24 protein-coding genes are annotated in these 24,148 nt (G+C 42.8%); 12 read left to right on the top strand and 12 right to left on the bottom strand.

Annotated elements, in window-relative coordinates:
• Positions 1–645: an SMI1/KNR4 family protein gene (locus tag RMY32_RS01205; protein ID WP_322713935.1), complete on the top strand. Its 645-nt coding sequence runs from the start codon at positions 1–3 to the stop codon at positions 643–645.
• Positions 646–668: 23 nt separating this feature from the next.
• Positions 669–1,802, top strand: a complete 1,134-nt coding sequence (locus RMY32_RS01200; RefSeq protein WP_322713934.1) for a YbjN domain-containing protein — start codon at positions 669–671, stop codon at positions 1,800–1,802.
• 11 nt (positions 1,803–1,813) lie between these two features.
• Here the strand turns inward: RMY32_RS01200 and RMY32_RS01195 are convergent, their stop codons facing one another.
• The 3 genes from RMY32_RS01195 to ilvN all read right to left on the bottom strand — a co-directional run bounded on the left by RMY32_RS01195 (position 1,814) and on the right by ilvN (position 3,080).
• Positions 1,814–2,128, bottom strand: a complete 315-nt coding sequence (locus RMY32_RS01195) for a Txe/YoeB family addiction module toxin (protein WP_322645488.1) — start codon at positions 2,126–2,128, stop codon at positions 1,814–1,816.
• Positions 2,103–2,405, bottom strand: coding sequence for a type II toxin-antitoxin system Phd/YefM family antitoxin (locus RMY32_RS01190; protein WP_322713933.1), 303 nt, complete (start codon positions 2,403–2,405; stop codon positions 2,103–2,105). Before RMY32_RS01190 ends, RMY32_RS01195 begins: the two co-directional genes overlap by 26 nt.
• A gap of 156 nt (positions 2,406–2,561) precedes the next feature.
• Positions 2,562–3,080 carry an acetolactate synthase small subunit gene (ilvN, locus tag RMY32_RS01185; RefSeq protein WP_322670465.1) on the bottom strand — a complete coding sequence of 173 codons (519 nt, stop codon included), beginning with the start codon at positions 3,078–3,080 and terminating at the stop codon, positions 2,562–2,564.
• Between the two features lie 270 nt (positions 3,081–3,350).
• On the opposite strand from ilvN, the gene RMY32_RS01180 reads away from it, so the two are divergent.
• On the top strand, positions 3,351–3,716 hold the full coding sequence (locus tag RMY32_RS01180; protein WP_322713932.1) for a BON domain-containing protein: 366 nt from the start codon (positions 3,351–3,353) through the stop codon (positions 3,714–3,716).
• Between the two features lie 80 nt (positions 3,717–3,796).
• On the opposite strand, the gene RMY32_RS01175 is transcribed toward RMY32_RS01180, so the two are convergent.
• The 3 genes from RMY32_RS01175 to RMY32_RS01165 form a co-directional block, all read right to left on the bottom strand.
• Positions 3,797–4,702 (bottom strand): alpha/beta fold hydrolase, encoded by a 906-nt coding sequence (locus RMY32_RS01175; RefSeq protein WP_322713954.1) that lies wholly within the window; start codon positions 4,700–4,702, stop codon positions 3,797–3,799.
• Between the two features lie 193 nt (positions 4,703–4,895).
• The gene (locus tag RMY32_RS01170; RefSeq protein WP_322684543.1) at positions 4,896–5,915 is read right to left on the bottom strand and encodes a saccharopine dehydrogenase-like oxidoreductase; all 1,020 of its coding nucleotides are present in this window, start codon (positions 5,913–5,915) and stop codon (positions 4,896–4,898) included.
• A gap of 478 nt (positions 5,916–6,393) precedes the next feature.
• Positions 6,394–6,780 carry a VOC family protein gene (locus RMY32_RS01165; RefSeq protein ID WP_322713930.1) on the bottom strand — a complete coding sequence of 129 codons (387 nt, stop codon included), beginning with the start codon at positions 6,778–6,780 and terminating at the stop codon, positions 6,394–6,396.
• Between the two features lie 194 nt (positions 6,781–6,974).
• Here RMY32_RS01165 and RMY32_RS01160 point away from each other — a divergent pair, with 194 nt between their 5' ends.
• The gene (locus tag RMY32_RS01160; RefSeq protein WP_322713929.1) at positions 6,975–9,179 is read left to right on the top strand and encodes a hypothetical protein; all 2,205 of its coding nucleotides are present in this window, start codon (positions 6,975–6,977) and stop codon (positions 9,177–9,179) included.
• 67 nt (positions 9,180–9,246) lie between these two features.
• Entirely contained in the window at positions 9,247–9,453 is a 207-nt protein-coding gene (locus tag RMY32_RS01155; RefSeq protein WP_322713928.1) for a hypothetical protein, read from the top strand.
• Positions 9,454–9,928: 475 nt separating this feature from the next.
• Here the strand turns inward: RMY32_RS01155 and RMY32_RS01150 are convergent, their stop codons facing one another.
• The 4 genes from RMY32_RS01150 to RMY32_RS01135 form a co-directional block, all read right to left on the bottom strand.
• Positions 9,929–10,633: a hypothetical protein gene (locus RMY32_RS01150; protein WP_322713927.1), complete on the bottom strand. Its 705-nt coding sequence runs from the start codon at positions 10,631–10,633 to the stop codon at positions 9,929–9,931.
• Between the two features lie 246 nt (positions 10,634–10,879).
• Entirely contained in the window at positions 10,880–11,104 is a 225-nt protein-coding gene (locus tag RMY32_RS01145) for a hypothetical protein (protein ID WP_322713926.1), read from the bottom strand.
• A gap of 305 nt (positions 11,105–11,409) precedes the next feature.
• On the bottom strand, positions 11,410–12,690 hold the full coding sequence (locus tag RMY32_RS01140; RefSeq protein WP_322713925.1) for a VWA domain-containing protein: 1,281 nt from the start codon (positions 12,688–12,690) through the stop codon (positions 11,410–11,412).
• A 12-nt stretch (positions 12,691–12,702) separates the two neighbouring features.
• Positions 12,703–13,959 (bottom strand): VWA domain-containing protein, encoded by a 1,257-nt coding sequence (locus tag RMY32_RS01135; RefSeq protein WP_322713924.1) that lies wholly within the window; start codon positions 13,957–13,959, stop codon positions 12,703–12,705.
• 238 nt (positions 13,960–14,197) lie between these two features.
• On the opposite strand from RMY32_RS01135, the gene RMY32_RS01130 reads away from it, so the two are divergent.
• The 4 genes from RMY32_RS01130 (at position 14,198) to RMY32_RS01115 (ending at position 17,269) form a co-directional block, all read left to right on the top strand.
• Positions 14,198–14,860, top strand: a complete 663-nt coding sequence (locus RMY32_RS01130) for an ATP-dependent Clp protease proteolytic subunit (protein WP_289797597.1) — start codon at positions 14,198–14,200, stop codon at positions 14,858–14,860.
• Positions 14,861–14,977: 117 nt separating this feature from the next.
• Entirely contained in the window at positions 14,978–15,586 is a 609-nt protein-coding gene (locus tag RMY32_RS01125; RefSeq protein WP_322670450.1) for an ATP-dependent Clp protease proteolytic subunit, read from the top strand.
• Between the two features lie 234 nt (positions 15,587–15,820).
• Complete coding sequence (locus tag RMY32_RS01120; RefSeq protein WP_322670449.1) at positions 15,821–16,447, top strand: J domain-containing protein; 627 nt, start codon at positions 15,821–15,823, stop codon at positions 16,445–16,447.
• A gap of 366 nt (positions 16,448–16,813) precedes the next feature.
• Entirely contained in the window at positions 16,814–17,269 is a 456-nt protein-coding gene (locus RMY32_RS01115; RefSeq protein ID WP_322713923.1) for a hypothetical protein, read from the top strand.
• 126 nt (positions 17,270–17,395) lie between these two features.
• Here the strand turns inward: RMY32_RS01115 and RMY32_RS01110 are convergent, their stop codons facing one another.
• Entirely contained in the window at positions 17,396–18,598 is a 1,203-nt protein-coding gene (locus tag RMY32_RS01110; protein ID WP_322713922.1) for a PLP-dependent aminotransferase family protein, read from the bottom strand.
• 131 nt (positions 18,599–18,729) lie between these two features.
• On the opposite strand from RMY32_RS01110, the gene RMY32_RS01105 reads away from it, so the two are divergent.
• From RMY32_RS01105 to RMY32_RS01095, 3 genes are all read left to right on the top strand, one after another.
• The gene (locus RMY32_RS01105) at positions 18,730–19,545 is read left to right on the top strand and encodes a basic amino acid ABC transporter substrate-binding protein (protein WP_322713921.1); all 816 of its coding nucleotides are present in this window, start codon (positions 18,730–18,732) and stop codon (positions 19,543–19,545) included.
• A gap of 328 nt (positions 19,546–19,873) precedes the next feature.
• On the top strand, positions 19,874–21,868 hold the full coding sequence (locus RMY32_RS01100) for a serine/threonine phosphatase (protein WP_322713920.1): 1,995 nt from the start codon (positions 19,874–19,876) through the stop codon (positions 21,866–21,868).
• A gap of 148 nt (positions 21,869–22,016) precedes the next feature.
• Positions 22,017–23,303 (top strand): protein kinase domain-containing protein, encoded by a 1,287-nt coding sequence (locus tag RMY32_RS01095; protein ID WP_322713919.1) that lies wholly within the window; start codon positions 22,017–22,019, stop codon positions 23,301–23,303.
• Positions 23,304–23,394: 91 nt separating this feature from the next.
• Here the strand turns inward: RMY32_RS01095 and RMY32_RS01090 are convergent, their stop codons facing one another.
• Complete coding sequence (locus RMY32_RS01090) at positions 23,395–23,613, bottom strand: DUF4327 family protein (protein WP_012407469.1); 219 nt, start codon at positions 23,611–23,613, stop codon at positions 23,395–23,397.
• Between the last annotated feature and the right edge of the window lie 535 nt (positions 23,614–24,148).

Raw genomic sequence — 24,148 nt, 5'->3', positions numbered from 1 at the left:
ATGAAAAACCAAAATATCGTACATAAATTTCATTTAATGGTAGATTATCTGAGAAATAACCAAGCTATTAATATCGACATTGACAGTTGCGAATTTAATCCTCCGGCAACGAAGGAAGAACTAAATGCAGCCCAAATAAAGTTCAAGCTGACTCCAGCGATGATTGATTTTTATAGCAAGGCAAATGGTATTAATATTTTCTGGGAAAGAGCGGAGCAAGTAGAAATTGCTGGAGGAGGATTAGCGGCTGGATATATTGATTTGTTGCCTGTTCAGGAAGTATTTAAGGATTGGAAAAATATTATTTATTTTGATGAAAATGATCCTTGTAAGCCTTTACATCCCATAGATTTTTTCATTGGTAATGCTTGTGCAGCGCTTTATTTAAATGGATCAGATAACCCAGAAGTCTATTATTATTATCGGGGCGAAAAAATGAGACCGCTAGGTGTAGATTTTGAGGGATATTTGGAACTGTTACTGAAATCACGTGGTTTTTGGTATTGGCATCTAGCTATTGCTGGGTCTGAAGATGTTAACTCTGATGCTCCGATTACAACTGAAGAAAGAAACTTTAGAAAAATTATGCCTCAGCTTTTTGCAGACTTTGATGGATCAGATTTTCAAAGGTTGAATAAGGAATAAAATTATTAAATGACTAACTCTGCATGACTGCAAAAACAGAAAATCACCAAATAAACACCGACTTAACCCTACACGATTCCTCCCAATACCCCCTCATAGTTCGCGCGATCGCCCTATCTCTCACCAAACAAAACAACGAACTCATCGCGTGTCGTCTCACCCTCCAAATCAACCCACAACTCTACCAACGCATCGATACCACCGCTTTATTCAATCTCAAACCAGATGTGCGTAACCCTCTATCATCTGGAAAATTCCTCAGCGAACCAGACATCACCATCGAAACCAGCCTGAAACCTGATTTATTACCGCTACTAGCAGAATACGCCGTCAACATTGATGAAACTGCAAAATATATCCTGAATTTAAGCCAAGAACAACCCGATAACCAAATCCTCTTCACTGAAAGTTGGTTGGGTTTATCTGTTAAACAGCAACAAGAATCAGGCGAAATCGGCTATCGTACTTTTTGGTCTTATATTAGTCCAGAAAATATTGCTCAAACAAACGTTTCCGGTGAAGGAATTGCTGAAGGTATTGTCAACTTTTTTAAAGATTGGACTGAGGCGAATTTATCTGTAAAAACTCAGAAAGCATCTGCCAAAATGCTGGAAGGAATCGATAAATTTTTGACAGAATTAGCTGATATTAACACAGATGAGGTAACACAAAAAATAGAGGCAACTTTGCCCCCAGATTCTACAGATGGTAGTATTTTTGAAGAAATAATCAATTTTTTCCAAGCTGATTATTGGCCCTTTGTACAACTTCCAGGACAGCCAGCTTTACAAATACTGTTTCAAGGCGAAAATGGCAAATGGAATTGTTACGCTAGAGCCAGAAGCAAACAAAATCAATTCGTTTTTTACTCAATTTGTCCAGTCAACGCACCAGAAAATAAGCGGCTGGCTGTAGCAGAGTTTTTAACTAGAGCTAATTCTGGCATGATGATCGGCAATTTTGAGTTAGATTTTACCGATGGCGAAATTAGTTACAAAACTAGTATTGATGTTGAAGGTGACAGACTCAGTTTTGCACTTATTCAACGGGTGGTTTACGCCAACGTGACGATGATGGATGAATACTTGCCAGGTATTATGTCTGTGATTTATGGTAATGTGTCACCAGAAGAAGCGATCGCCAAAATTGAAAGGTAGTTAATCAGCCCTTATTCGTAATGATACCGACAAGCTAAAAAATCAATCTGAGTATTTCCCACCCGATATACAAGCCGATGTTCTAAATCAATTCGCCGCGACCAAATATCTGCATCCATATATTTTAATGGTTCTGGTTTACCAATCCCCTCAAACGGGTCTTGCATTACAGCCGTAACCAAATCTAATATTTTCGATGCTTTCTGAAAATCCTGCTTAAACCACCAAGCTAAATCTTCTTTAAATTGAGAACTAAAACCAGGACTGCGATTAACAATAACTGGTTTAATTTCAATAGGTTCAGCTTTTTTTTTCTTCTTGCTCAATCCCCAACTCCTGCTGAAGTTCTGCTAGCGTTTGAGATTGGATGTTACCTGTTTTCGACTCCTCTATTGCATCCAGTAAACGACGCGCATTAGCAGGCGATCGCAAAAGATAAACCGTCTCAAGTAAACTCAATAAATCTGATTCAGCAATCAAGGCTACATTTTCACCATCACGACGGTTGATCATATACACCTGATGATTTTCTACTACTAGCTCTAATAACTTAAAAAAGTCATTTCTCGCATCGGTTGGGGATGTGATTTTGTAAAACAACATTAGTTAATGTACATAAAGTTGTACATAAATTATAAACTATGCGGTTCGTGGGTAGTTGAATATTTGTTTTTTGCTAGTTCCTAAATAGAAGTCATAGTAACAATTGCCACTATGACTTCTGTTTGAGTATTTCTGAGTCTTGATTTAAATTTGCAACTAAACCTTTGCTTCCAAAGATTTGAGTAACTCAGTATTCACGCCTGACTCACGAGTTAGGGCAATTTTGCCAGTACGGGCGATTTCTTTCAAACCAAATTTTTGTAATACTTGGACGATCGCTACCAGTTTACCTGGATCTCCCACTACTTCTAAAGTGAGAGAATCTTCCGCCACATCCACGACTCGCGCCCGGAAAATCTGAGACAATTCGATCACTTCTGAGCGATTGCTGGTACTAGCATTCACCTTCAAAAGCATCAATTCCCGCTCGACACAAGGAGTTTCGGTAATATCCTGGACTTTTAAGACATTGACTAACTTGTACAGTTGCTTAGTGAGTTGCTCGATCACGCGATCGTCACCAGGAACAACCATTGTAATTCGGGAGACTCCTCCTTGTTCAGCAGGGCCAACAGCAAGGCTTTCAATATTAAAGCCGCGACGCGCAAATAAACCAGATATGCGGGAAAGAACACCCGCCTCATCTTCTACGAGAACTGAAAGGGTATGTTTCATCTTCGCCAACAGAGGCTAGAGCAGGAATTGAGTAACGCAGACACTAGCTAAGGGCAACGCTAGACCTACTACCGCACTAAATTTTCAGTGCGACCTCTTATTGTAAACTTAAGAGCTGCACTCATTGCATTTCCAATCGAGAAATTGTTTAGAAATCCGACTGCAAGCAAGAATTTGATTGAATGTATATCTTTTTGTTGGCAGATGCAGCATTTGTTGCAAACCTTTTATACTCAGATTTGATCGGTTTCTAATAGGAGAAAAGTTTTTATGGGTTGGCTACAAAGATTGTTTGGCATGGAAAAACCTCAAAATGCAGAAGTAAATCCGGCTCCACAGGCTATACAGCAAGCTCCTAGTAGTGATGTTGCTAGTGCTACGCAATCAATACCCCCAGAACGTCTGGGATTAAGCGGAGAATATGACCAAAGTGGTTTGGCAAAGCGGGTAGCGTTGGCATTTGATGAAGATCCCCAACTCGACGATGTTAATACCCTTTGGGTGGCTCAGACGGGTAGCACTGTAGTGTTGAAAGGTAAAGTTCCCAGTCAAGAAATTCTCAACAAAATGGTTTCTGTAGCGAGTTCTGTGAATGGTGCTACAGATGTTGACACTAACCAAGCAACGATTGGCTAGGTACTGCTGATGCGATCGCTTCCATTGCATAATATTTAGGGAATAACCAATGGTTGGCGATCGCCTGCGGCGGGCTTCGCCTACGCCATCCATCTCTCAATCCAATCTAAAATCGCTTGGTTAACTTGTTCTGGACATTCATCATGGGGACAATGCCCTACCTCTTCCAGATTTAGTAGTTCCAATTTCTCGTTATACTGGGCAAATTGGCTAGCTAGGGCTGGCGGCACAAACCGATCTTTTTGTCCCCAAATTAAAAGCATTGGAATTGTTAAGGTTGGTAATACTGTCTTGACACTGGGGCTAAAGTTAATTCCGATCGCCGCTTTGAACAAAGCACTAAATGCCCTCGCAGAACCCCGGTCTTGGGGAGGCCCTGCTAAAATTTCGATCAGTTCATCGGTAATCGCCTCTGGGTTAGCGTAGGCAAGACGTGCCCAGCGACGCAGCACCCCAGGACGGCGCACGAAGTTAAATACAGGTTTAAGTATCAACGGCGAAGCAACAACATTTTTAATTGCTGTGACAAGTGGGCGCAGCACAGGAGGAATTGCTTCTTGTTCTAATGACGGGTCGGGTAAACTCATCATCACCATACCCAGCACCATATCGGGGTGACTGGCCGCGGCGGCCATCGAAATCAGCGAACCGTTGGAATTGCCTATTAATATTGCTGGTTGACGGATAAATGTTTTCCAGAAATCGTAAACCTGCTCAACCCAGAGTTCGATGCTGTAATTAGCTGCGGCTTTTTCAGAAGCGCCAAAACCCAGCATATCTATGGCGTAAACTGTGTGATACTTACTCAACACCTCTAAATTATGTCGCCAATGACCAATAGAAGCGCCAAAGCCATGTAACAGAATTAGCGGTGTTGTATTGGGGTGACTTTGGCTAGGGCGAATGTAAGTGTAGCGGGTTTGCCAGCCACGCCAAATCCAATCTCTTTGATTACCAACTCGTTCCTGCCAGTGTACCGTAGCGATCGCACTTACCTCCGATTTATCAGCACTAAAATACCATTATAAGAATTGGGGATTGGGGATTGGGGATTGGGGATTGGGCATTGGGAAAGAGAAGGCAGGAGGCAGAAGTTCTTTAATTTTGAATTTTGAATTTTGAATTTTGAATTGATTTCTCCCCTACCCCATGCCCCATGCCCCATTCCCCATTCCCTATTTACCTAACAAATTGCGGCATAATTTCGGCAGCAGTGAATATTCCATAGATGCCGCGTTGGTGCAATTGTCTGCCCGCTTTTAGATAGCCGAAAGCAGGGCCGCAGACATTGGCTGCCATGCTGGTTTCATCTCCGAGAGTAAATGTATGGGTAGAAATTTTTCCTTCAAAGGTACGTCCTGTTACCTTTACATTGGTGCTGAGAGGCTTTTTGGGATTGCGGGTATCGACTACACCACCAACTGTAACGCGATCGCGCCCTACTATCCCGGCTACTTCTAACATCACATCATCAGCGTGTTCCATATTTTTCAAGGTCAGCACGCCATTAGTTTTATCTAATAGTGCTTCTACTTCTGCGTCAGTCATGGCCCTCGCAGCTTCTACTGTGTAACCAGGCATGTGGCCGATGTCTTCCCGGACAGTGGCGCGGTAAGCTTCCCAGTTAGCAATTCCCACCCCAAAGGTAATTTCAACTTGATGAATTTCGGCATAACTTTGGGCGGCTAAAGCTGCTGCTGCTGTTAATAGTCCAGGTGTAGCACCGCATCCTGTCATGTAGGTAATCCCGGCGGCTTGCAGTTCCTCTTTCATCGCTAGGAGTTGTTCTACAGCAGTGGTGCGTTTGATTGCATCTACTAGTACCCCACGCCAACCAGATTTGATAAATTCTTTGGCGACATTGGGAATAAAGTCATTAGGTAGGTTGGGTAAAGCCAAAAAATACCCATCTACTTCAGCTATTTCGATTAAATCCTGAATACTTTGATTTGTTAATGTACCAATTGGCTCTAAATAACCCACCGAACCTTGGGACTGATAGGTTGCAACGGATTTTTCAGTATTTAAACCTTCAGCAGCATAAGCGTAGCCTTTTTGATCTGCTGCTGCGACTAAAATCATTTCTCGTTTGCCAGCAACTACCTTGGCGGCTGCTTGTCCGAGTCCGCCAAAACCCAGTACTCCCACACGTATCGCTGGCGAAATATTTAGAGAATTTTTGATTTGTTCAGAATTCATAGTCAATTCGTTAAGTTGAATCCAAAGCCTTGATTATTAGGCATCTCAGCTTCCGGGTGTTAACTGGTGGCTGATGGCTGATAACTCAAAGCTATAGAGATTAATTATGATTCATTATCCTGGGTTCTTTGGCTGGATATTGCAGATATTTATCTACTAGCGATCGCTTTTGAGTTTTTTGACTGGGAATATACCAGATTTAAACCAATGGGCGCAACTGGCAACCCTTGAAGAAGAATTCAGTCCTTCTGAATTCAGGAGTCAGAATTGAGACGCGGAAGTAACGGATGCTGAAACTGGCGATTCCTTTGGTAGAAGTATTTCCTGTCTCCCAAACAACCAGATAAATTTTATGTAGTAAAGTTAACTTAAAATCAAAATAACTTGTCTTCAGGAGATTGACTTTCATGACATATATCTCCCCAAAAGCTCTCACATTATCTATAAGCGATCAGAAGTTTGCCTGTTAGTAGTAATTTTAACGCTCATAAATTTCTAATGGTAAATTGTCTGGGTCTTTAAAAAAAGTATATTTTTTACCTGTAATTTCATCAACTCTGATATTTTCTACTTCTAAACCTTTTGATTTTAAATAAAAAACAGTTTCCTCTACATCATCAACTTGAAAAGCAAGATGTCTTAAACCGCAAGACTCTGGTTTACTAGGTCGTTCTGGAGGATTTGGAAAAGAAAATAGTTCGATTTGAGTATTTTCTGCAACTTTTAAATCTAATTTATCAGAATTTCTGGCGGCGCGAAAAGTCTCTTGAATAATTTGAAAGCCTAAAGTTTCGACATAAAATGCTTTGGAGCGCTCGTAGTCAGAACAAATAATAGCTACATGATGAATGCCAGTGGTTTTCATGTGTACTTCTCAGAGGTTGTTTGAAAAGTGGTTGGCTGTGATTTTAGGCACTAACCGATTAGACTTCTTGCATAAATGGTAAACAAAAGCGTGATAAGTAGTCTGCGACATGTAAAAACTGACTTTTGCAAGAGGTCTATTCTTCCTAAAAGACATCATTCATTTATTCTTCTGCAAGCAAATAATCCAAACTCATGGTAAACTCTCAGCCAAATACCATCTTCCAGTTTTTTTCGTTCTTTATCAAGAGCGCGGTAACTATATCTATACTTGGTACAATGGTTATTCCAGCAGCTTATGCAATAAACCAGCCAAAACCAGGTATCTCAATCCCGCGAACACCAGATATCCAAATCAAATTTAGTAACAGTAAATTTCAAAGACCTACACTATTAGGCGAAGCAGTCAAACAAGGTCGATTTGACCTAATTGTTACTAATAACGGCACGAGAGTTTTTCAAGGAGCTTTAAATCTCAACATATACGTGTCTCCGGATTCAATCCTCGACAAAAACCCTCTCAATACCCCTAGAGTCATCACTTCAGTAGCGATTTTGGGAACCACATCAAATTCCCCTTTGGTGGGCACAGATGAACTACTCGGAACTCAAAGCCTTCCAAGTGTTAGCTTGTCTCCTGGTGAATCCCAAACTGTTACCGTAGACTTTACTAGCTTTAATGACTTTACTCGCTCTAACTTCCGTAGTCCAAGTGTTGTAGCACCTGGAGCCTACCAGCTGATTGCTGAGGTTGACACCACCATCCCCCAAGCGACTACAAACGGTAAAGTAGTCAGTCAGTTGGTTAATGCTGGTGATCCTGTAATTGTTTGGAATGCAACGCTTCTGAATTCCATCCTTGTCTCAGGAATTTCCCGTGATGCAAATGGCGTTCTTACAGCCAGAGGTGGAACTGCACCCCCAATAGGAGCACGCAATCAGGCGATCATTCACTTAGCAGTTTATGATGCTGTAAACGCGATTAACCGGATCGGTCGGTCTTACGCTGTGAGAATAAGCCCCTCTGATCCTCGGCTTACGGGCGGTGCGTCAGCACCAGCAGCAGCAGTCCAAGCAGCATATACAACACTACTTAATCTATTCACAACTTCAACACCCCAAGATTCAGCACAAACTCAAGCAGCTAAAACAGCTATAAGAACTCTACTAGACGAACAGCTAAGAACGTCTTTGGCAGCAATACCGAACGGTACGGCTAAGAGCAACGGTAGGTCTATAGGAAAAGAAGTTGCTAGTATTATCCTAGCCTTGCGGAGAAACGATGGTTCGGCTCAGGCGCAGATACCTTACACGGGAGGAAATAGCGCAGGCGAATGGCGACCAACTTTCCCCGATTTTACACCTGGATTATTGCCAGGGTGGGGATCAGTTCTTCCCTTTTCACCTGATATACCCGATCGCGATCCAGCAAATCCTAGAGCTCGCCTGCTACAGTTCGGACTGTCTGGTCCAGTACTATTTGGTAGCCAACAGTTCGCAGACCAAGAGAATCTTATCCGGCAGGTAGGAGCCTTCTCGAACACTAGCGTTACTACAATTACTCGCACTTCTAACCAAACGAAAAATGCTATCTTCTGGGCACTCGATCGCCCAAATACCTTCAGACCTCCCGGTCAGTGGAACCAGTTTGCAGAACAAATCTCTTTGAATAGGAGCAATAATCTATCTCAGAACGCCCTCTTGTTTGCTCAGTTAAACCTTGCACAAGCTGATGTGGGTATTTTGACGTGGGATTCTAAGTATTTTTACAATCAATTGCGACCAATTCAAGCAATCCGCCAAGACAATAGCCTTGACGTGTCAGCAGGAGTAGTTCGTGATGTGAACTGGCTACCCCTGCTATCGTATCATCAGCCTGAAAACTTCTTTAATACTCCTTTAACCCCACCGTTCCCAGACTACAACTCAGGACACGCTGCATTTGGTTCGGCAGCAGGTCAAGTATTGATTAACTTCTTCGGGGACAACACACCTTTCACAGTTCCTTCGCAAGACTTACCAGGCCAGGCTTTGACGTACAATACCATTTCCGAGGCAATAGAGGACAATGCCGCAAGCCGTATTTTCGGCGGGGTTCATATCCCATCCTCTGGAGTAACTCAGATACCAGTAACAAGCAAAACACCTACAACCCAAGACGCTATAACCATAAATGGTAAAGTAATACGCAATACTATCACTACTTCTGAAGGTACTTTTGCTATAGATGCCGCAAAAGATCCCGATATCCAATTAGGTACACAAGTGGGTAACAGCGTAATTAAATCGTTCGCTCTTGAAGTAAATGAGACAATAGACCAACCTTTGATTTTGATAGACCAATCTTCGCTAAAGGAATCTTTGATAACTGAACCTTTGTTAACTGAACCTTCGTTATAGCAACGCACTAGCTACTATACAAGGGAAGGGGAGTAAGACTCAAACCCCTTTCCTTGTAAGAGCTACTGTGTACACACAAGTATTTTCAAGTTGCTGCGTAACGTCGGGTGGGTTAATTTTTGCATCGTCCTACTTGAGCGATCGCATCATTGAACTACCTAACCGCTATGAAACTGTTGCTTGCTCAGGGATTACCACTCTCTGCGGCAGCATTGCTACGTTTCGTATCCGTCGTTTACCATTGTTGCCTGTATCTAACCTTTCGCATATTTAACTAAAATTTATATTTAATTAGCAAAAAGGCTTATTGCTTTCTCAAAACTTCATATTTAATAAGCGAAAAGGCATATTGCTTTCTCAAAATGACATTTTACTTTCTCAAAAGCAGCTTTTACTTTCTCATTTTAGTGTTTTCCGCAAGCAAAATCAGCTTTTACTTTCTCAAAAGCAGCTTTTACTTTCTCATTTTAGTGTTTTCCGCAAGCAAAACAAGCTTTTACTTTCTCATTTTGGTGTTTTCCGCAAGTAAAATCAGCTTTTACTTTTTCAAACCCCAGTTTACTTATTTATTTAAGTAATTTACGCATTCATTTTGGTATATCGTTAAGCCACTAGCTTGCGATGCCTGTGGCGGAGGTAGCGATCGCTTCATTCAGCAAAAATCCTTCAAATGCTGCTTAATATATTAATTTAATACCTAGATATTACTATTATCACGTAGTTATATTTAATTTTTCAGCCCATTCACTTTATGTTGGAAAAACTGAAGCATCTGCGACAGCATACTTGTGCCAAATAGCTTCGATTTCATACCCATTAGGCTTTGGTGACTGCATTTTTCTTTCCATGACTTCTGCCATTCCTAGCATCATGCAAGTAAGGCTTGGCCATTCCATAGAAATTACTAAATCTTCCCATAAAAAGAGTATTGGTGATGTTTCCTGTTGTTTTTCATTACCAACTACAACGTATAAGCCATTCTCCGGGCTAGAAATAGGAAACAAGCGTGAAGAAAAATTATTGTTATTCAGGAGAGAAACTAGAATTTTTTGCTGGCAATCATTTGTCTTTCCTGATAGCTGTAATTTGTGTTCGTTCTTCTTTAACCAAGAGGCTATAGAGCAATATGTATTAATTGCTTCTCCTAACGGGAAAAAAACGTCATCTTCCAATGGAAATTGAAATGGAAAATAACTGTCGAAGGAATCCCAATTTTTGTTGTGGTTGACACCAATAGGCAAACAACTATTACCCCTTTGGTATAGTTCACAAAGTTCTAATGGTAAATTAAACGGATAATTTTGAGTAAGTTCCTGGATCTGCTCAAAACTTAATCTTGGAGGATAATCTGGATTATAACTGCCGCAAACACTCCAATCTTCAAGACAGCCTATATAACCACTTTGTTCTGCAAGGATTGCAATCTTATCAATAACAGAGTTTATTGTTGACATTCTACACTTCCAAACAAAATCAATTTTTACTATTCTTGTAAAACGGTTTTAGATACAATCCTAGTTTTCTTGAGGTCAGCTTCGGAAAGTTCTTCCCCAGCTTGCAAGCGAGTGGCAGAAGTTTGCAATACTGTCGCTGCACCTTAATGCGATGATCTGGGTTGCGAATGATGTCTCGGCAGTCAATATGGAGTTTTGGGTCGTCAAAGAGCCACCACAGCAGGATATGGGTGTCGATGAGGAAGCTCATTCCCATTGCTGGAGTTCATCTTCTGGTAGTGGTTCAAAGAAAGCATCGCCGAGTTTTCCTTTTAATAAACCAGGGGTGCGCGGTTCGACTTCGCTCACCGCAAGAGGTTGTGTACGTTCTTGACTTAAACCTAGCCGAAAGTAGTGAATTAGGTCATAAAGTTCTGCTAGTTTGTCTTCAGGGATGTCTTGCAATTCTTGGACAATCTTTTGGATCAGCATAAGTCAAACTCTTCGTTGGTTGTTAATCAATAAGTTAACGTGAATTCAACGGCTTATATAGTGTCCGCAAAATTCGCTCAATCAAAAAGACCTCTCCCTGATTTTACTTGGCAAAATCGTCCCTCTCCGAGTCAAAGAGGGACAGCCTTGAACTAAAGTTCAAGGCAGGGAGAGGTTTATCGAACTCAGGTTAAATTAGGAATATGCTATTACTTTGTTGCTCAATTGAGGAATAAAATATTTTTTCTCGCTTTGCGCCTCGACGCGAAACTTTCATACCGTTAATCAGTAACGTTGAATTTTTACTATTCTTGTAAAACGGTTTTAGATACAATCCTAGTTTTCTTCAAGTCAGCTTCGGAAAGTTTTTCCCCAGCTTGCAAGCGAGTAGCAGAAGTTTGCAACACTGTTGCTGCACCTTTATCTCCGATTTGTAAAGCGGTTTTAGCAGCTGTTTGCAACATCGTTGCTGCACCAGTGCGATCGCCTTGTTGCAATTTCGCCTCGGCTAACTGGGTTTGGCGATACTTTGCTAATGCTAAAATAGAATGTTGCACCTGCGGATTAGATGTCGGTTGATACGCCCGCACTACATCTGCGTACACTGGCATCAAGGGCGAAAGTAAGCCTTGTTCGTTAACCAATGGGTCATCATAACGAATTTGCAGATGCGCGATCGCTTGTTTCCCTTCTGGCAATTGTCCCAGATAAATGTTAGCCAAAACTACCCGTTCTACATCTTGCATCAAATCTCCCAAACGCACAGCAAAGCCACCGTCAGCTTCAGTTTCCACTGGTAACTCGATTGTGTCTGGGGCAACTTGAGCAATGGGTTTCAATTCTGCTAGTCGGACATTGGGCACTAAAGATAACAGCAAGTAAGCATTAGTTAGCCCAATCGATTGAATCCGTCCAAACAGTCGGCTAAATTGCTCCACAGCTTGTTCGGGACGTTCAATATAAGCTAAAGTACCACCACCGACATCAGCAATGTTTTCTAGCATATCTTGATTCCAGCTATTGCCAAATCCGAAAGTGTTGATAGTTAGGTTCAGCTTGGCAGCCTTTTGCGCCAGTTTCAGACAGCGCTTATTGTCATCTCGCCCTATATCCCACTTCCAAATCCGCAAACCGCTTTCACCATGTCCATCCGTCAGTAGAAACGCCTGAGAAACAGCGCCTCTTGTGCCCTTCATCAGTTCTGTAATTCCCAATTCCAAACCATCAGCGATCGCAGTACCGCCGCTAGCGGTCAGTTTGCTTTTGATTTGAGATTTGATGCTTTCGGGGTCTTCAATCGCTTGGTTAGGGATAATGACTTCCGCAGTGCCAGAAAAAGCTACAACCGAGATGCGATCGCCTACTTTCAACCGATCGATTAAACCTTCCACCGCCTGGATCGCCATTTTAATTGGATGTCCATGCATGGAACCACTTTTATCCAAAATCAAGCAGAGATTAAGGGGAAGATTTCGATCGGACTCACCAGCGATTGCCGAAATTGTAATTGCCAATTGACGTTGGCTACTTGTTTGAGCCAGATCAACATTATTGTCATTTAACGCCGAGAGCAATTTAACTTTCATCTAAACCTGAGTTTACTGGGGAGGAGTATCTTGCAAAACTGTTTTGGAGACAATTCTGGTTTTCTTGCGATCGCTTTCGGATAAATCTTGTCCAGATTGTAGCTGGGTGGCAGAAGTTTGCAACACCGTCGCTGCACTAGTATCTCCCATTTGCAAGGCAGTTTTCGCAGCCGTTTGTAACATTGTCGCCGCACCAGAGCGATCGCCCTGTTGTAATTTCGTCTCGGCTAACTGGGTTTGGCGATACTTCGCTAATGCCAAAATAGACTGTTGCACCTGGGGATTCGGGTCTGCTTGGTAATTTTTGACTACATGGGCATAAACTGGGATATTTGGTGTAACTAAACCTACTTTGTTGGCGGCTGGATCGTCGTAGCGGACTTGCACATTAGCGATCGCTTGTTCACCTGTTGGCAATTGTCCCAAATAAATATTAGCTAAGATTACTCGTTCTGCATCTTTCATTAAATCTCCCAACCGCACAGCGAAACGTCCATCAGCTTCTTGTTGCAGTGGTAACTCGATTGTGTCTGGGGAAACTTGGGCGATGGGTTTAAGTTCCGCTAACCGGACATTGGGCATCAGGGAGAATAATAGATAAGCATTAGTCAATCCCACAGTTTGAACGCGGCTGAACAGGCGATTAAACTCTTCGGCTGCCTGTTCGGGTTTTTGAATATAAGATAAAGTACCTAAGCCAGCATCGGCAATTTTTTCTAAAACATCTTGGTTCCAGTTGTCACCAAATCCCAAAGTATTTAAAGTTAAATTATAGCTAGCAGCCAATTGAGCAAATTTCAAACAGCGATTGTTATCACCGTGTTCATTTTCCCCGTCGGTTAATAAAAAAGCTTGGGAAACAGTATCTTTTTTGCCCTTCGCCAACTCCTCAATCCCCAAACGCAACCCTTCATCAATCGCAGTTCCCCCATCGGCGGCGAGGCGATTGATTTGCTGTTTGATTTTCTCTGGATTTTCGACACTTTGATTGGATACTAAGACTTTGGCACGGTGATCGAAAACTACCACACTGAGACGATCGCCAGGGTTGAGTCTATCTACCAGACGATTCGCGGCTTTTTTCACCGTTTCTAGCGATCGCCCATTCATCGAACCACTATGATCGAGAATTAAACACAAATTCAGGGGTACATGGCGGTCTTGAGTCTCTGCGATCGCCGAAATCGAAATTCCCAACTGACGTTGACTGTTCAGTTGATTTGCGTCCAAATTACCATCATTCAAGGCAGGCTGCAAATTAACCTTCATAACTCAGAGTCCCTATTCAGGATATACATATAAAAAAATAACTTCAAAGCACTACTTTAGCTCTACGGAAAACTTATCCAACATAAATACACTAATATAATCAGAATATCTTAGAAGCCAAGCATTGGCAGATGCGAAGCCACCTTCAGCATTAGGGAGAAATCCGCACCTTGAGGGACGCGTGCATCGCGCTAGGATGTATTACAGTTAACGGCATAGTTTCAGGCGATCAGTTGCTATGGACATTTCCCCAATTAAGGCTGTTCAAGCCCCATATTACGGCGATAACTTTTACCGAACACCACCGCCAGATTTACCTTCCCTTTTATTGAAGGAGCGAATCGTCTATATTGGGATGCCACTGGTGCCTGCTGTTACGGAATTAATCGTGGCCCAATTGCTGTTCTTGCAATCCGACGACCCCGAAAAACCGATTAAAATCTATATCAACTCCACCGGCACTTCCGGTTACAGTGGCGAACCCATTGGCTTTGAAACCGAAGCCTTCGCCATCTATGACACCATGAAATATATCAAGCCTCCTATCCACACCATCTGCGTCGGTTCCGCGATGGGAATGTCAGCGATGCTACTCAGTGCTGGTACAAAAGGTTGTCGCGCTAGTTTGCCTCATTCCTCGATTATCCTGCATCAGCCCAAGAGCTACGCCCAAGGTCAAGCAACGGATATTCAAATTCGCGCCAGGGAAGTTTTGGTAAATAAAGGGGCCTTAGTTGATATCTTACATCGCACCACTGGACAGGCTCCAGAAAAAATTACTAAAGACATGGATCGCTTGTTATATTTAACACCCTACGAAGCGAAGGAATACGGTTTAATTGACCGAGTTTTTGAGAAAGAAGAACTCGCCAATCCTCCACTTCCTGCCAGTGTCCTTTAATTTATCTTTTGTCCTTTGTCATTTGTCCTTTGTTAATAACCAAAAATTATTAATGTTAACGACCAATTGACCAATGACCAATGACTAATGACTGACTAATTAAAAACGGAGTAAATTATGCCTATAGGCGTTCCTAAAGTTCCTTACCGGATGCCCGGTGGACAATATACAGATTGGATTAGCATCTACGATCGCCTTTACCGAGAACGGATTATATTCTTGGGGCGTGATATTGATGATGAAATTGCCAATCAAATTATCGCTGTAATGCTGTATCTGGACTCAGACGATCCAGGTAAAGACATTTATTTATACATCAATTCCCCCGGTGGAATGGTTACATCTGGCATGGCTATTTTTGACACCATGCAACATATTAAATCAGATGTAGTAACTATTTGCGTGGGATTAGCTGCTTCAATGGGGTCTTTCCTGCTGGCTGCTGGCACCAAAGGCAAACGCCTAGCATTGCCTCACTCACGGATTATGATTCACCAGCCTTCAGGTGGAACCCGTGGACAAGCAACCGATATCGAAATTGAAGCTAGAGAGATTCTGCGGATTCGTCACCAGCTCAATGGCATTTATGCCGATAAAACAGGTCAGACCATAGAAAAAATTGAAAAAGATATGGATCGTGACTTTTTCATGTCTGCCGAAGAGGCAAAAGAATACGGTTTAATTGACCGCGTGATTGAAGAACGAACCTCTGTAGTAGCTGGTTAGTAGGGGGCAGGGGGCAGGGAGCAGAGGAGCAGAGGAGCAGGGGAGCAGAGGAACAAGGAAGAATAATTAATTCCCCAATGCCCAATGCCCAATGCCCAATGCCCTTTTATGAACAAACTGTCAACATTGAACTTTAAAATAGAAAATTAGCCCTTATCATTAATAGTCCGGGCTTGAAGCTGATACTGACAGATAATAGCCAATAGCTAAATATTCGATAGCTGATAGCTCAAGATGGATCTTGGAGATTGCTACCGTTTACTAGGTTTAAGATCGGGAGCTTCTTTTGCTGACATCAAAGCGTCTTACCGACGACTGGCGCAGCAATATCATCCCGATATCAACCCAGATGACAACAAAGCCAAAGATAAGTTTATTGCCTTGACAGAAGCGTACAAACTCCTGATGACAGTGGTACTACCAGAGGAAACTGTGGCACATTCAACTCAGGTATCAACATCTGGTGGGCGTGATGACGCGAAGGCGACGCATAGGCAGAAAACACCAGTAACAACGGTGACAAGTCAAGAATCAGGGAAACCAAAGCCGCCTAATCTGTTGGAAATAGAAGAACGGCTGAAGTGGAAGACTTATGAGCAATTGCAGCGATTTTTGCAAGAAAAACGATTTCCGCAAGCGATCGCCCTGGCGGAAGCTTTAGCAGATCGTTTGTCAACAGATGCAGAAGTCCGTCAATGGTTAGCGATCGCCTATCAAATTTGGGGACGGGCGCTAATTTCCGAAAAACAATTACTCAAAGCCAGAATTTATCTCAAAAAAGCTTTGAAAACAGACCCTCATAATAAAAGTCTCTGGTATGAAGTCCAGCGTGATTTCCAGCGCTTGGAGCAAATTTTTTAAAGATTCAAAATTAGCCCTTTCAAACTAGGTAAGATTTTTGGACAATAATTCTTCTTACTTCTGTGTTATCTGCGACTAATGCAGTTAAATAAATTCCCAAAAAATGCTGACTCACCTTGAAAGGGCTAGTTCTGAGTATAAAACTTTTACCAAAAACCTTGATTTTAGGATTTTATTAGAAAATAAACGCTTTAATTATCACTTTATTTACAGTTAAAAAATACGCTCTTATTTTTTCTTTGTTCAAAGTAATTAAAGAGGATTAATTACTTTAGATTTTTGTTACATACTTAGAAATTTTTCTGCCTACTTACTATAAACAGTTAATCTAGTAAATAAATATAAAATTAAATTTGGAAACCACTCATGGGGATCAAAACAATCACCAGGGTTTTCGGCCTATTCATCTCCACATCGCTAGCGTTTGCGACCGCCGCTGAGGCTGCGCCGTTCAACAGTCCGGGCTATCCAAGCTACCCTTATGAAGGTCGCTACTCGGAGTCCACGCCCTGCCGTTACAACCTCCAGCAGAGCAAGAAGGCAACCTGGGCTGGAAGCAACATAACACTGAAGTACTTCTACAGCGGCCAATGCGGTTCATTCGCACGAATCGACAACGCGCCGCCTTACTGCAAGGTCTACCTCGATCGCACCCGGAGCAGTAACCCCAACCCCAGCAGCTGGGACTATGTTGGTGAGACCGTCGATCCGGGCATTAACTTTGCCTACACGAAGGTCGGCAATAACCTCAGTGGCCGCCTCTCTCGCGCGGCCCTAGTCTGCGGTACCGGAACCGTTGTTACCCGCACTAACTGGTACTAAGCGTGACTTTTCACAGAATGTGGAAAAGAAAGAGCGGTTCGCTAATTGTTACGGCTCGTAAGGAAAAAAAGTCTGACCAGAGATTTCCTTATATCGGACTATCCACAAAATCTAAAATTGGTACGATCATCGCTGCCATCCACGTAGCACTGCTCCCAAGGTAGCGATTCCCTCGACAATCTTTTTAGTTGGTTGAAAGCTAAAAGCTAACCTGATGGCATCATCCCCCTGTCCATTGGCGTAGCAGCGAGTTCCTGGGAGAAAGCTGATACCGTGTTCATTGGCAGCAGTTAGGAGTGCTTCGGCGCTGATGTCTGACGGCAATTTACACCATACAAAAAAGCCACCACCTGGTCGCAAAGCAACTATATCACTGGGAAACTCTTGAGCGATCGCTTCTAACAACAAATTACACTTATGTTTGTAGCAGGCGATTAGCTCTTGAATGTGAAAATCTAGTTTGCCTGTAGCACAGTAGCGACCAACTACATGGCTGACAAACGGCCCCACAGGCCCTTCACTTTTGAACATTGCCAACCGCTCAATAATTGCTGGATCGCCACAAGCCCAGCCTAGCCGGATACCAGGCGCAATGATTTTCGAGAAGGTATTCACGTATAACACCCACCCCTCCTTGTCAAGGCTTGCTAAGGATGGCACAGCTTCGCCTTGGAAGCGCAAATCGCTATAGGCATCGTCTTCTACCACCAATACGCCATACTCAGCCGCTAACGCTACCAGTTTTTGGCGACGAGATAACGGCATAGTAGAGCCTGTGGGATTATGAAAAGTAGGGATAGTGTAAATAAACCTGGGTCGAATCCCCCGTTTTTTCAAGTCGCTTAAAGTTTCTTCTAACGCATCTACATCCATTCCCATCTCATCTACAGGAATAGTAATCAGGCGGGCGCCAGCCTGGACAAATCTATTAACTACTTCCAAGAAGGTTGGTCCTTCTACAATTACCACATCACCAGGTTCGAGAAACACATCTGGTAGCAAGCCCAAAATCTGACTGGAACCGTAGCCAATAATCACGCGATCGCGATCGGCAGGGATTCCTTGAGCCTGCAAGCGGAGGATTATTTGTTCGTAAAGTTGGGCTGAAGGTGGCCCGTAATTGAGAGCGAGCGGAGCTTCTTCTGCCAGTACAGCAGCACTTGCAGCAGACAAATCAGCATGAGGAAAGAGAATTGGGTCAGCCAGACCATAGGCAAAGCTGACGGTGATGATTTTGGTTAACTCAGTGCCGTAAGTTGGTGGTGTCAGATTTCTAGCTCTTTTGGCGAACAAATCAGCAATTTGGTAAGCAGAAGTGGTAGAAGCCATAAGCGATTAAAAATTGAGAGTCAGAATATAGAACACACACAAAGGCAATTAGCAAAAAGTCATACGTATGTATTCTTTCTTATAACATCTTGACAAGTATCGTAAAAATTGATTACTAGAACAAAATTACTATGATGAAATTAATTAACTTCAAGTGGCAGCAGCTAATTCTAAGCTTAGGCTGCCTACTACTAATTATTGCCTGTCAAAGTTTATATCCCACTACTAACCCAGATGTTAAAATTCTCAAGGTGGCCACAGACCCCACCTTTGTCCCTTTTGAATTTCAAACAGCTGACGGTAAGTTAAAAGGTTTTGATATTGATTTGATGAATGCGTTGGCGTCGCCCGCCGCAGGCATCGCTAAAGTAGCAGATTTTACAATCCAGTTTGAAAGTCTGCCCTTTGATGGCACGATCTCGACTTTAGAAGCTAAAAGAGTTGATGCCGCAATTAGCGGAATCACGATTACCGCCGAACGCCTGAAAACAATTGCTTTTTCACGACCTTATTTTAAAGCTGGACTTGCGATCGCTGTCCGCGAAGACAATCAAAATATTAAAGACTTGAAAAGTCTCAAAGGTAAAAAAATTGCTGTCCAAATTGGTTCCACTGGGGCAGATTTTGCCAAAACCATCACCAACGCCAAAATTAGTACTTTTAATTCTGGGCCAGAATTTTTCCAAGACTTACTCAATGGCAACGTTGATGCCGTGGTTAGCGATGCTTTCGCTACTTTGTATGCTATTAAAAATGGCAAACTCAAAGGCATTAGAGTTGTTGCGGATTTGCTCACCCAAGAATACTACGGGATTGCTACGCCCAAGGATTCACCACATTTGGATGCAATTAACAAAGGTTTAGCAACTTTGTTATCCAATGGCACTTACAAGCAAATTTATCAAAAATGGTTTGACGCTGAACCTCCACAATTGCCAGACTCTTGATAATTGGGCATTGGGCATTGGGCATGGGGAAACGGAAAGGGGAAGGGGAAAAGGGGAAAGATTAAATTTATTCCTTTTCCCTTTAACCTTTAACCTTTTCCCCTGCCCCTCTGCTCCCCTGCCCCCCTGCTTCTTCCCCATTCCCCATTTCCAAGGAATTAGCTGCCAATATATGAAATATTTATCTAATATGCGTCACAATTAATACTGCCACCAAAATTCATTGATCAACTACAATCTACTGTAGTCAGGGACAGCCAATTGTGGCACCTTGGATGTTAGTGGCTAGAAGCACCTTGGAACGAATGGGAATAAAGGAACTTCCACTATGCTGATTTGCCCTCAGTGTAAATTTGAAAACCCCAATAGCAACAAATTCTGTCAAAACTGTGGCACGTCCCTGACTCACAAGATTTGTCCTGAATGCGGTACTGATGATGTACTTGTGAATGTATTACGTTGTCATAACTGCGACACAGAATGTGGAACAGTGTTTTGGGCAATTATTGTTAAAGAAAAGACTGGGGAAGCTTTGAGAGGAGAAGGGGATGTCCAAGATGTGGGAGGTGAGGGAGATGAACGAGCAATACCCTCCTCATCTTCTGTATCTCCTAGTTCTCAAATTACATTAGGCTCCTATTTAGACTCCCAAGAACGCTATCAATTATTAGATGCCCTACCTGCTCAAACGGAAACTGCCATTATTACTGATGTGGGTGTGAGAGTTCTAGACTGCCAGCCGTATCAAATATCACCGATTGAGGCAATCCTAGAAAATCAGGAATCAGATTTGCTCACACCATCAGTGGAAGCGAATGAGATTCCTCGCCTTGCTAAACTTTATATTGCTTTACAATCCCAAGGTGAGCGGGGGATACCGTCGATTCACGACGCATGGCAGCAAGGTGATATACAGGTATTAATAATCGAAAACCGCTCGGATTGGCAGTATTTACTCGACCTGTGGCAAGAAGAAACAACCAGTTCGTTAAAAATTTTACACTGGTGTTATGAAATGACCCACCTTTGGGCAGTCTTAGAACCAGTAAATTGTCGTCAAAGCCTTTTAGATTTGTCGAATTTGCGATTGGATGAAGACCAAACGTTGGCACTACAAAGGTTGTATTTGGAATCGCCGAATTCTCAACCCGCCACGGAGTCGTTAGAAGATGCTCCTCGCCAAACATCTGCCATTCCAGAGGAGCCGTTAACTATCCAAGCTTTGGGAAGGGTTTGGCAAGCACTATTTAGACAATCGCAACGAACTCAATTTGGCTCTGTAGTCCAAATGTTGGGGGATTTAGAGATAGGTAAGATTCAGACGATCGCTCAATTGCGATCGCGTTTGGAGGAAATTTCTGTTGAACTGGAAGCATTAGGAAGCGCAACTTTGCCCCCAATAAAGGAGAACAATACTGCTGTGTCCACTACCCCGCAATCAGATGAGTTAGAAGATATCATTAGCAAAACTGATGATATGGCAACTGTGGTGCTGGCGATGCAGTTAAGTAGCTTAGAAGATGCAGGACGCACAGATGTGGGGCGTCAACGTCATCATAACGAGGACTGCTTTGGCATTGAAACCAAAATTCAGAAACTGGAGTTCCCTAAAAGTCGAGTTCTAGAAGGGCATGGTTTGTATATTCTTTGTGATGGTATGGGTGGACACGCTGGCGGCGAGATAGCCAGTGAGTTAGCAGTCAACACCCTAAGGGAATACTTTCAAGAACACTGGATTGCCAACCAGCTGCCAACAGAAGATAGCATTCGTGAGGCAGTGTTTTTAGCTAATGAGGCAATTTACAAGCTCAATCAACAAGATGCCCGTTCTGGAGTTGGGCGTATGGGTACAACTTTAGTAATGCTTTTAATTCAAGATACTCAAGCAGCAGTTGCTCATGTCGGAGATAGCCGTCTCTATCGCCTGACGCGCAAACAGGGACTAGAACAAGTCACAGTAGATCACGAAGTTGGGCAACGGGAAATAAACCGAGGAGTAGAAGCAAGCATCGCTTACGCCCGTCCAGATGCCTACCAACTCACCCAAGCCTTGGGGCCTCGTGATGAAAACTCGATTAATCCCGACGTTGGCTTTTTCGACATCAACGAAGACACTCTTCTGCTGTTGGCATCAGACGGTCTATCAGATAATGATTTACTAGAAACCCATTGGCAGACGCACTTAGAACCCTTACTTAGTTCTGGTGCTAACTTAGAACGGGGGGTTACAGAATTAATTGATTTGGCAAATCAACACAACGGTCACGACAATATTACTGGTATACTTATTCGGGCAAAAGTACGCCCAAATCTAGAAAGTTGAAATTAAGGGACTGGGGACTGGGGACTGGGAACTGTGAAATAATTTTTCTACTCCCCAATCCCCAATACCCAATCTCCATTACCCCTTATCCCCTTCTTGGGACCCCACCTTCCCCAATCCCTAATCCATTTACCTTGTAGGTTGTATTGTGGTTAGTCTGACCCTGTTAGAACCGCAACAGAAAACGCCCCTCCAGCAGTGGAGCTTTGAGAACTCCTCCATAATTCGGATTGGTCGAGCGGCAGATAATCACGTTGTTTTAACTGATAGTTTAGTTTCCCGGCATCATCTAGAACTGAGAAAAGTCGGTGACGCTAGCAATGGCGATGCTTGGCAGCTGATTAGTAAAGGTACAAATGGGACTTTTCTCAACGGTATCCTTGTACTTCAGAGTCCGTTACCAGATAATTCCCTTTTGCAATTGGCACAGGGAGGCCCAATATTGCAATTCCAAATTCAGCAGGTAACAGTACTGGAAACTGGTTTGCGATCGCACGAACAAATACAAGGTACAGAAGAAAACGCCGCTGAGACGCTTTACTCAGCAAGGAATCTGGCAAATTTATCTTCCACTTGCACGCACGAAGGCAATTCTCCAAACAATTTGTTTTGCATCCACTGCGGTCAACCTCTCTCAGTCCAACAGAGAATTCGCCATTATCAGGTGTTGCGAACTCTCGGACAAGGAGGTATGGGTACTACCTATCTGGCTTGGGATGAGGCTGGTCTGATTGCGGGTGTGCCACAACTGCTGGTGTTGAAGCAAATGAATGCTGATATGCTAAAAATTGTCAAAGCTCAAGAGTTATTTGAGCGAGAGGCGCACACTCTCAAATCCCTTAACCATCCTGGAATTCCCAAGTATTATGACTTCTTTGTAGAAGGCGGAAAAAAATACTTGGCAATGGAACTAATCCACGGACAAGATTTGGAGAAACGTGTCTATACCACTGGCCCAGTGACACCAAACCAAGCGATCGCTTGGATGATCCAAACCTGCGATATTTTAGACTATCTTCATAGCCAAGAGCCTCCACTGATTCACCGCGATATCAAACCCGCCAATTTAATGGTGCGAAGTTCAGAAAATCGGATCGTGGTGCTAGATTTTGGCGCAGTTAAGGAAATTGGCACAGCACCCGGTACTCGAATTGGTGCAGAAGGTTACTGCGCTCCCGAACAAGAACGAGGACAACCTTTAACTCAATCTGATTTGTATGCAATTGGGCCAACGCTGATTTTTCTGCTCACAGGCGAAAACCCGTTCAAGTATTACCGCCAACGAGGGCGAAACTTCAGGTTTGATGTGGCAAAAGTTCCCACTATTAGTTCCCAATTAAGAGATGTTATCGATCGGGTTACAGAACCATTGCCACGCGATCGCTATCAAAATGCAAAGGAATTGGCAGCAGCTTTAACTGCCTGCAAAGTTTAGAGAATCGGGAGTATGTAGAGACGCGATTAATCGCGTCTAGGGAGTAGTGAATATTAAAAATTTCTATTCCCTATGCCCTATGCCCTATTCCCTACTCTTCATCCCAAGTTTCTACAGCTAGCAATTCACTAACTGGGTCTTGCATACTAAAGCCAAAGTCAAGCAGTTCTTGTTTCCAGTGCTGCCATTCATTACCATAGAGCAGAGCGATTTTCCAGATGCTATCGCTTGGCTTGATAATATTCGATTCTATGAGTGATTGCACGTTGCGCTGCAATTTCACCATTGGGTGAATCACTTGCTGAGTCATAACCTCGATTGAATTCTGATTTTGTGGGTAAATGCTTAATTAAAACTGCTTCCCATTCTGCAATTGTTGCCGGCCCGTAGAGTGGTTTAATTTGGTAAAGCTAGTCTTAACTTTTTAACTATACCATAACAAACTCTACTAAGTTACTGGTAAATTCGGTTTTGTACGGTAATTACCACCAGAAAATCCCAATTTTACCAAGTAGTCCTTAAACTTTTCGCAGAAGTCAGACAAAAGTATTGGGAGAAGGAGTAAGGGATGTTTATGTTTACCCTTTTTTCTTTAACTTTTGCCCCTTTTGTTTTTCCTCTTTACGTCTACCTTTTTTTTGCAACAGTGCAACACTACCTTTCGTAAGATATCTATTGTGAACGCCGAGCAGAATAATTAGTCCTCAGGGAAGTTCCACTAAGTAGTGTGACTAAGGATTACTAGGAAAATTCTGTTTGTTTAAATTAGGAAAAATATGCTTGCTTGTTGCAGTAGCTATAGGATACGAGCTAATTTGAAAGTTGTTGATTTAAATGTTATTTAG

This window comes from Nostoc sp. ChiSLP03a, assembly GCF_034531215.2.
Lineage (GTDB): Bacteria > Cyanobacteriota > Cyanobacteriia > Cyanobacteriales > Nostocaceae > Nostoc.
The sequence above is the reverse complement of the archived record's forward strand: the minus strand, read 5'-3'. Positions and strand labels throughout refer to the sequence as shown.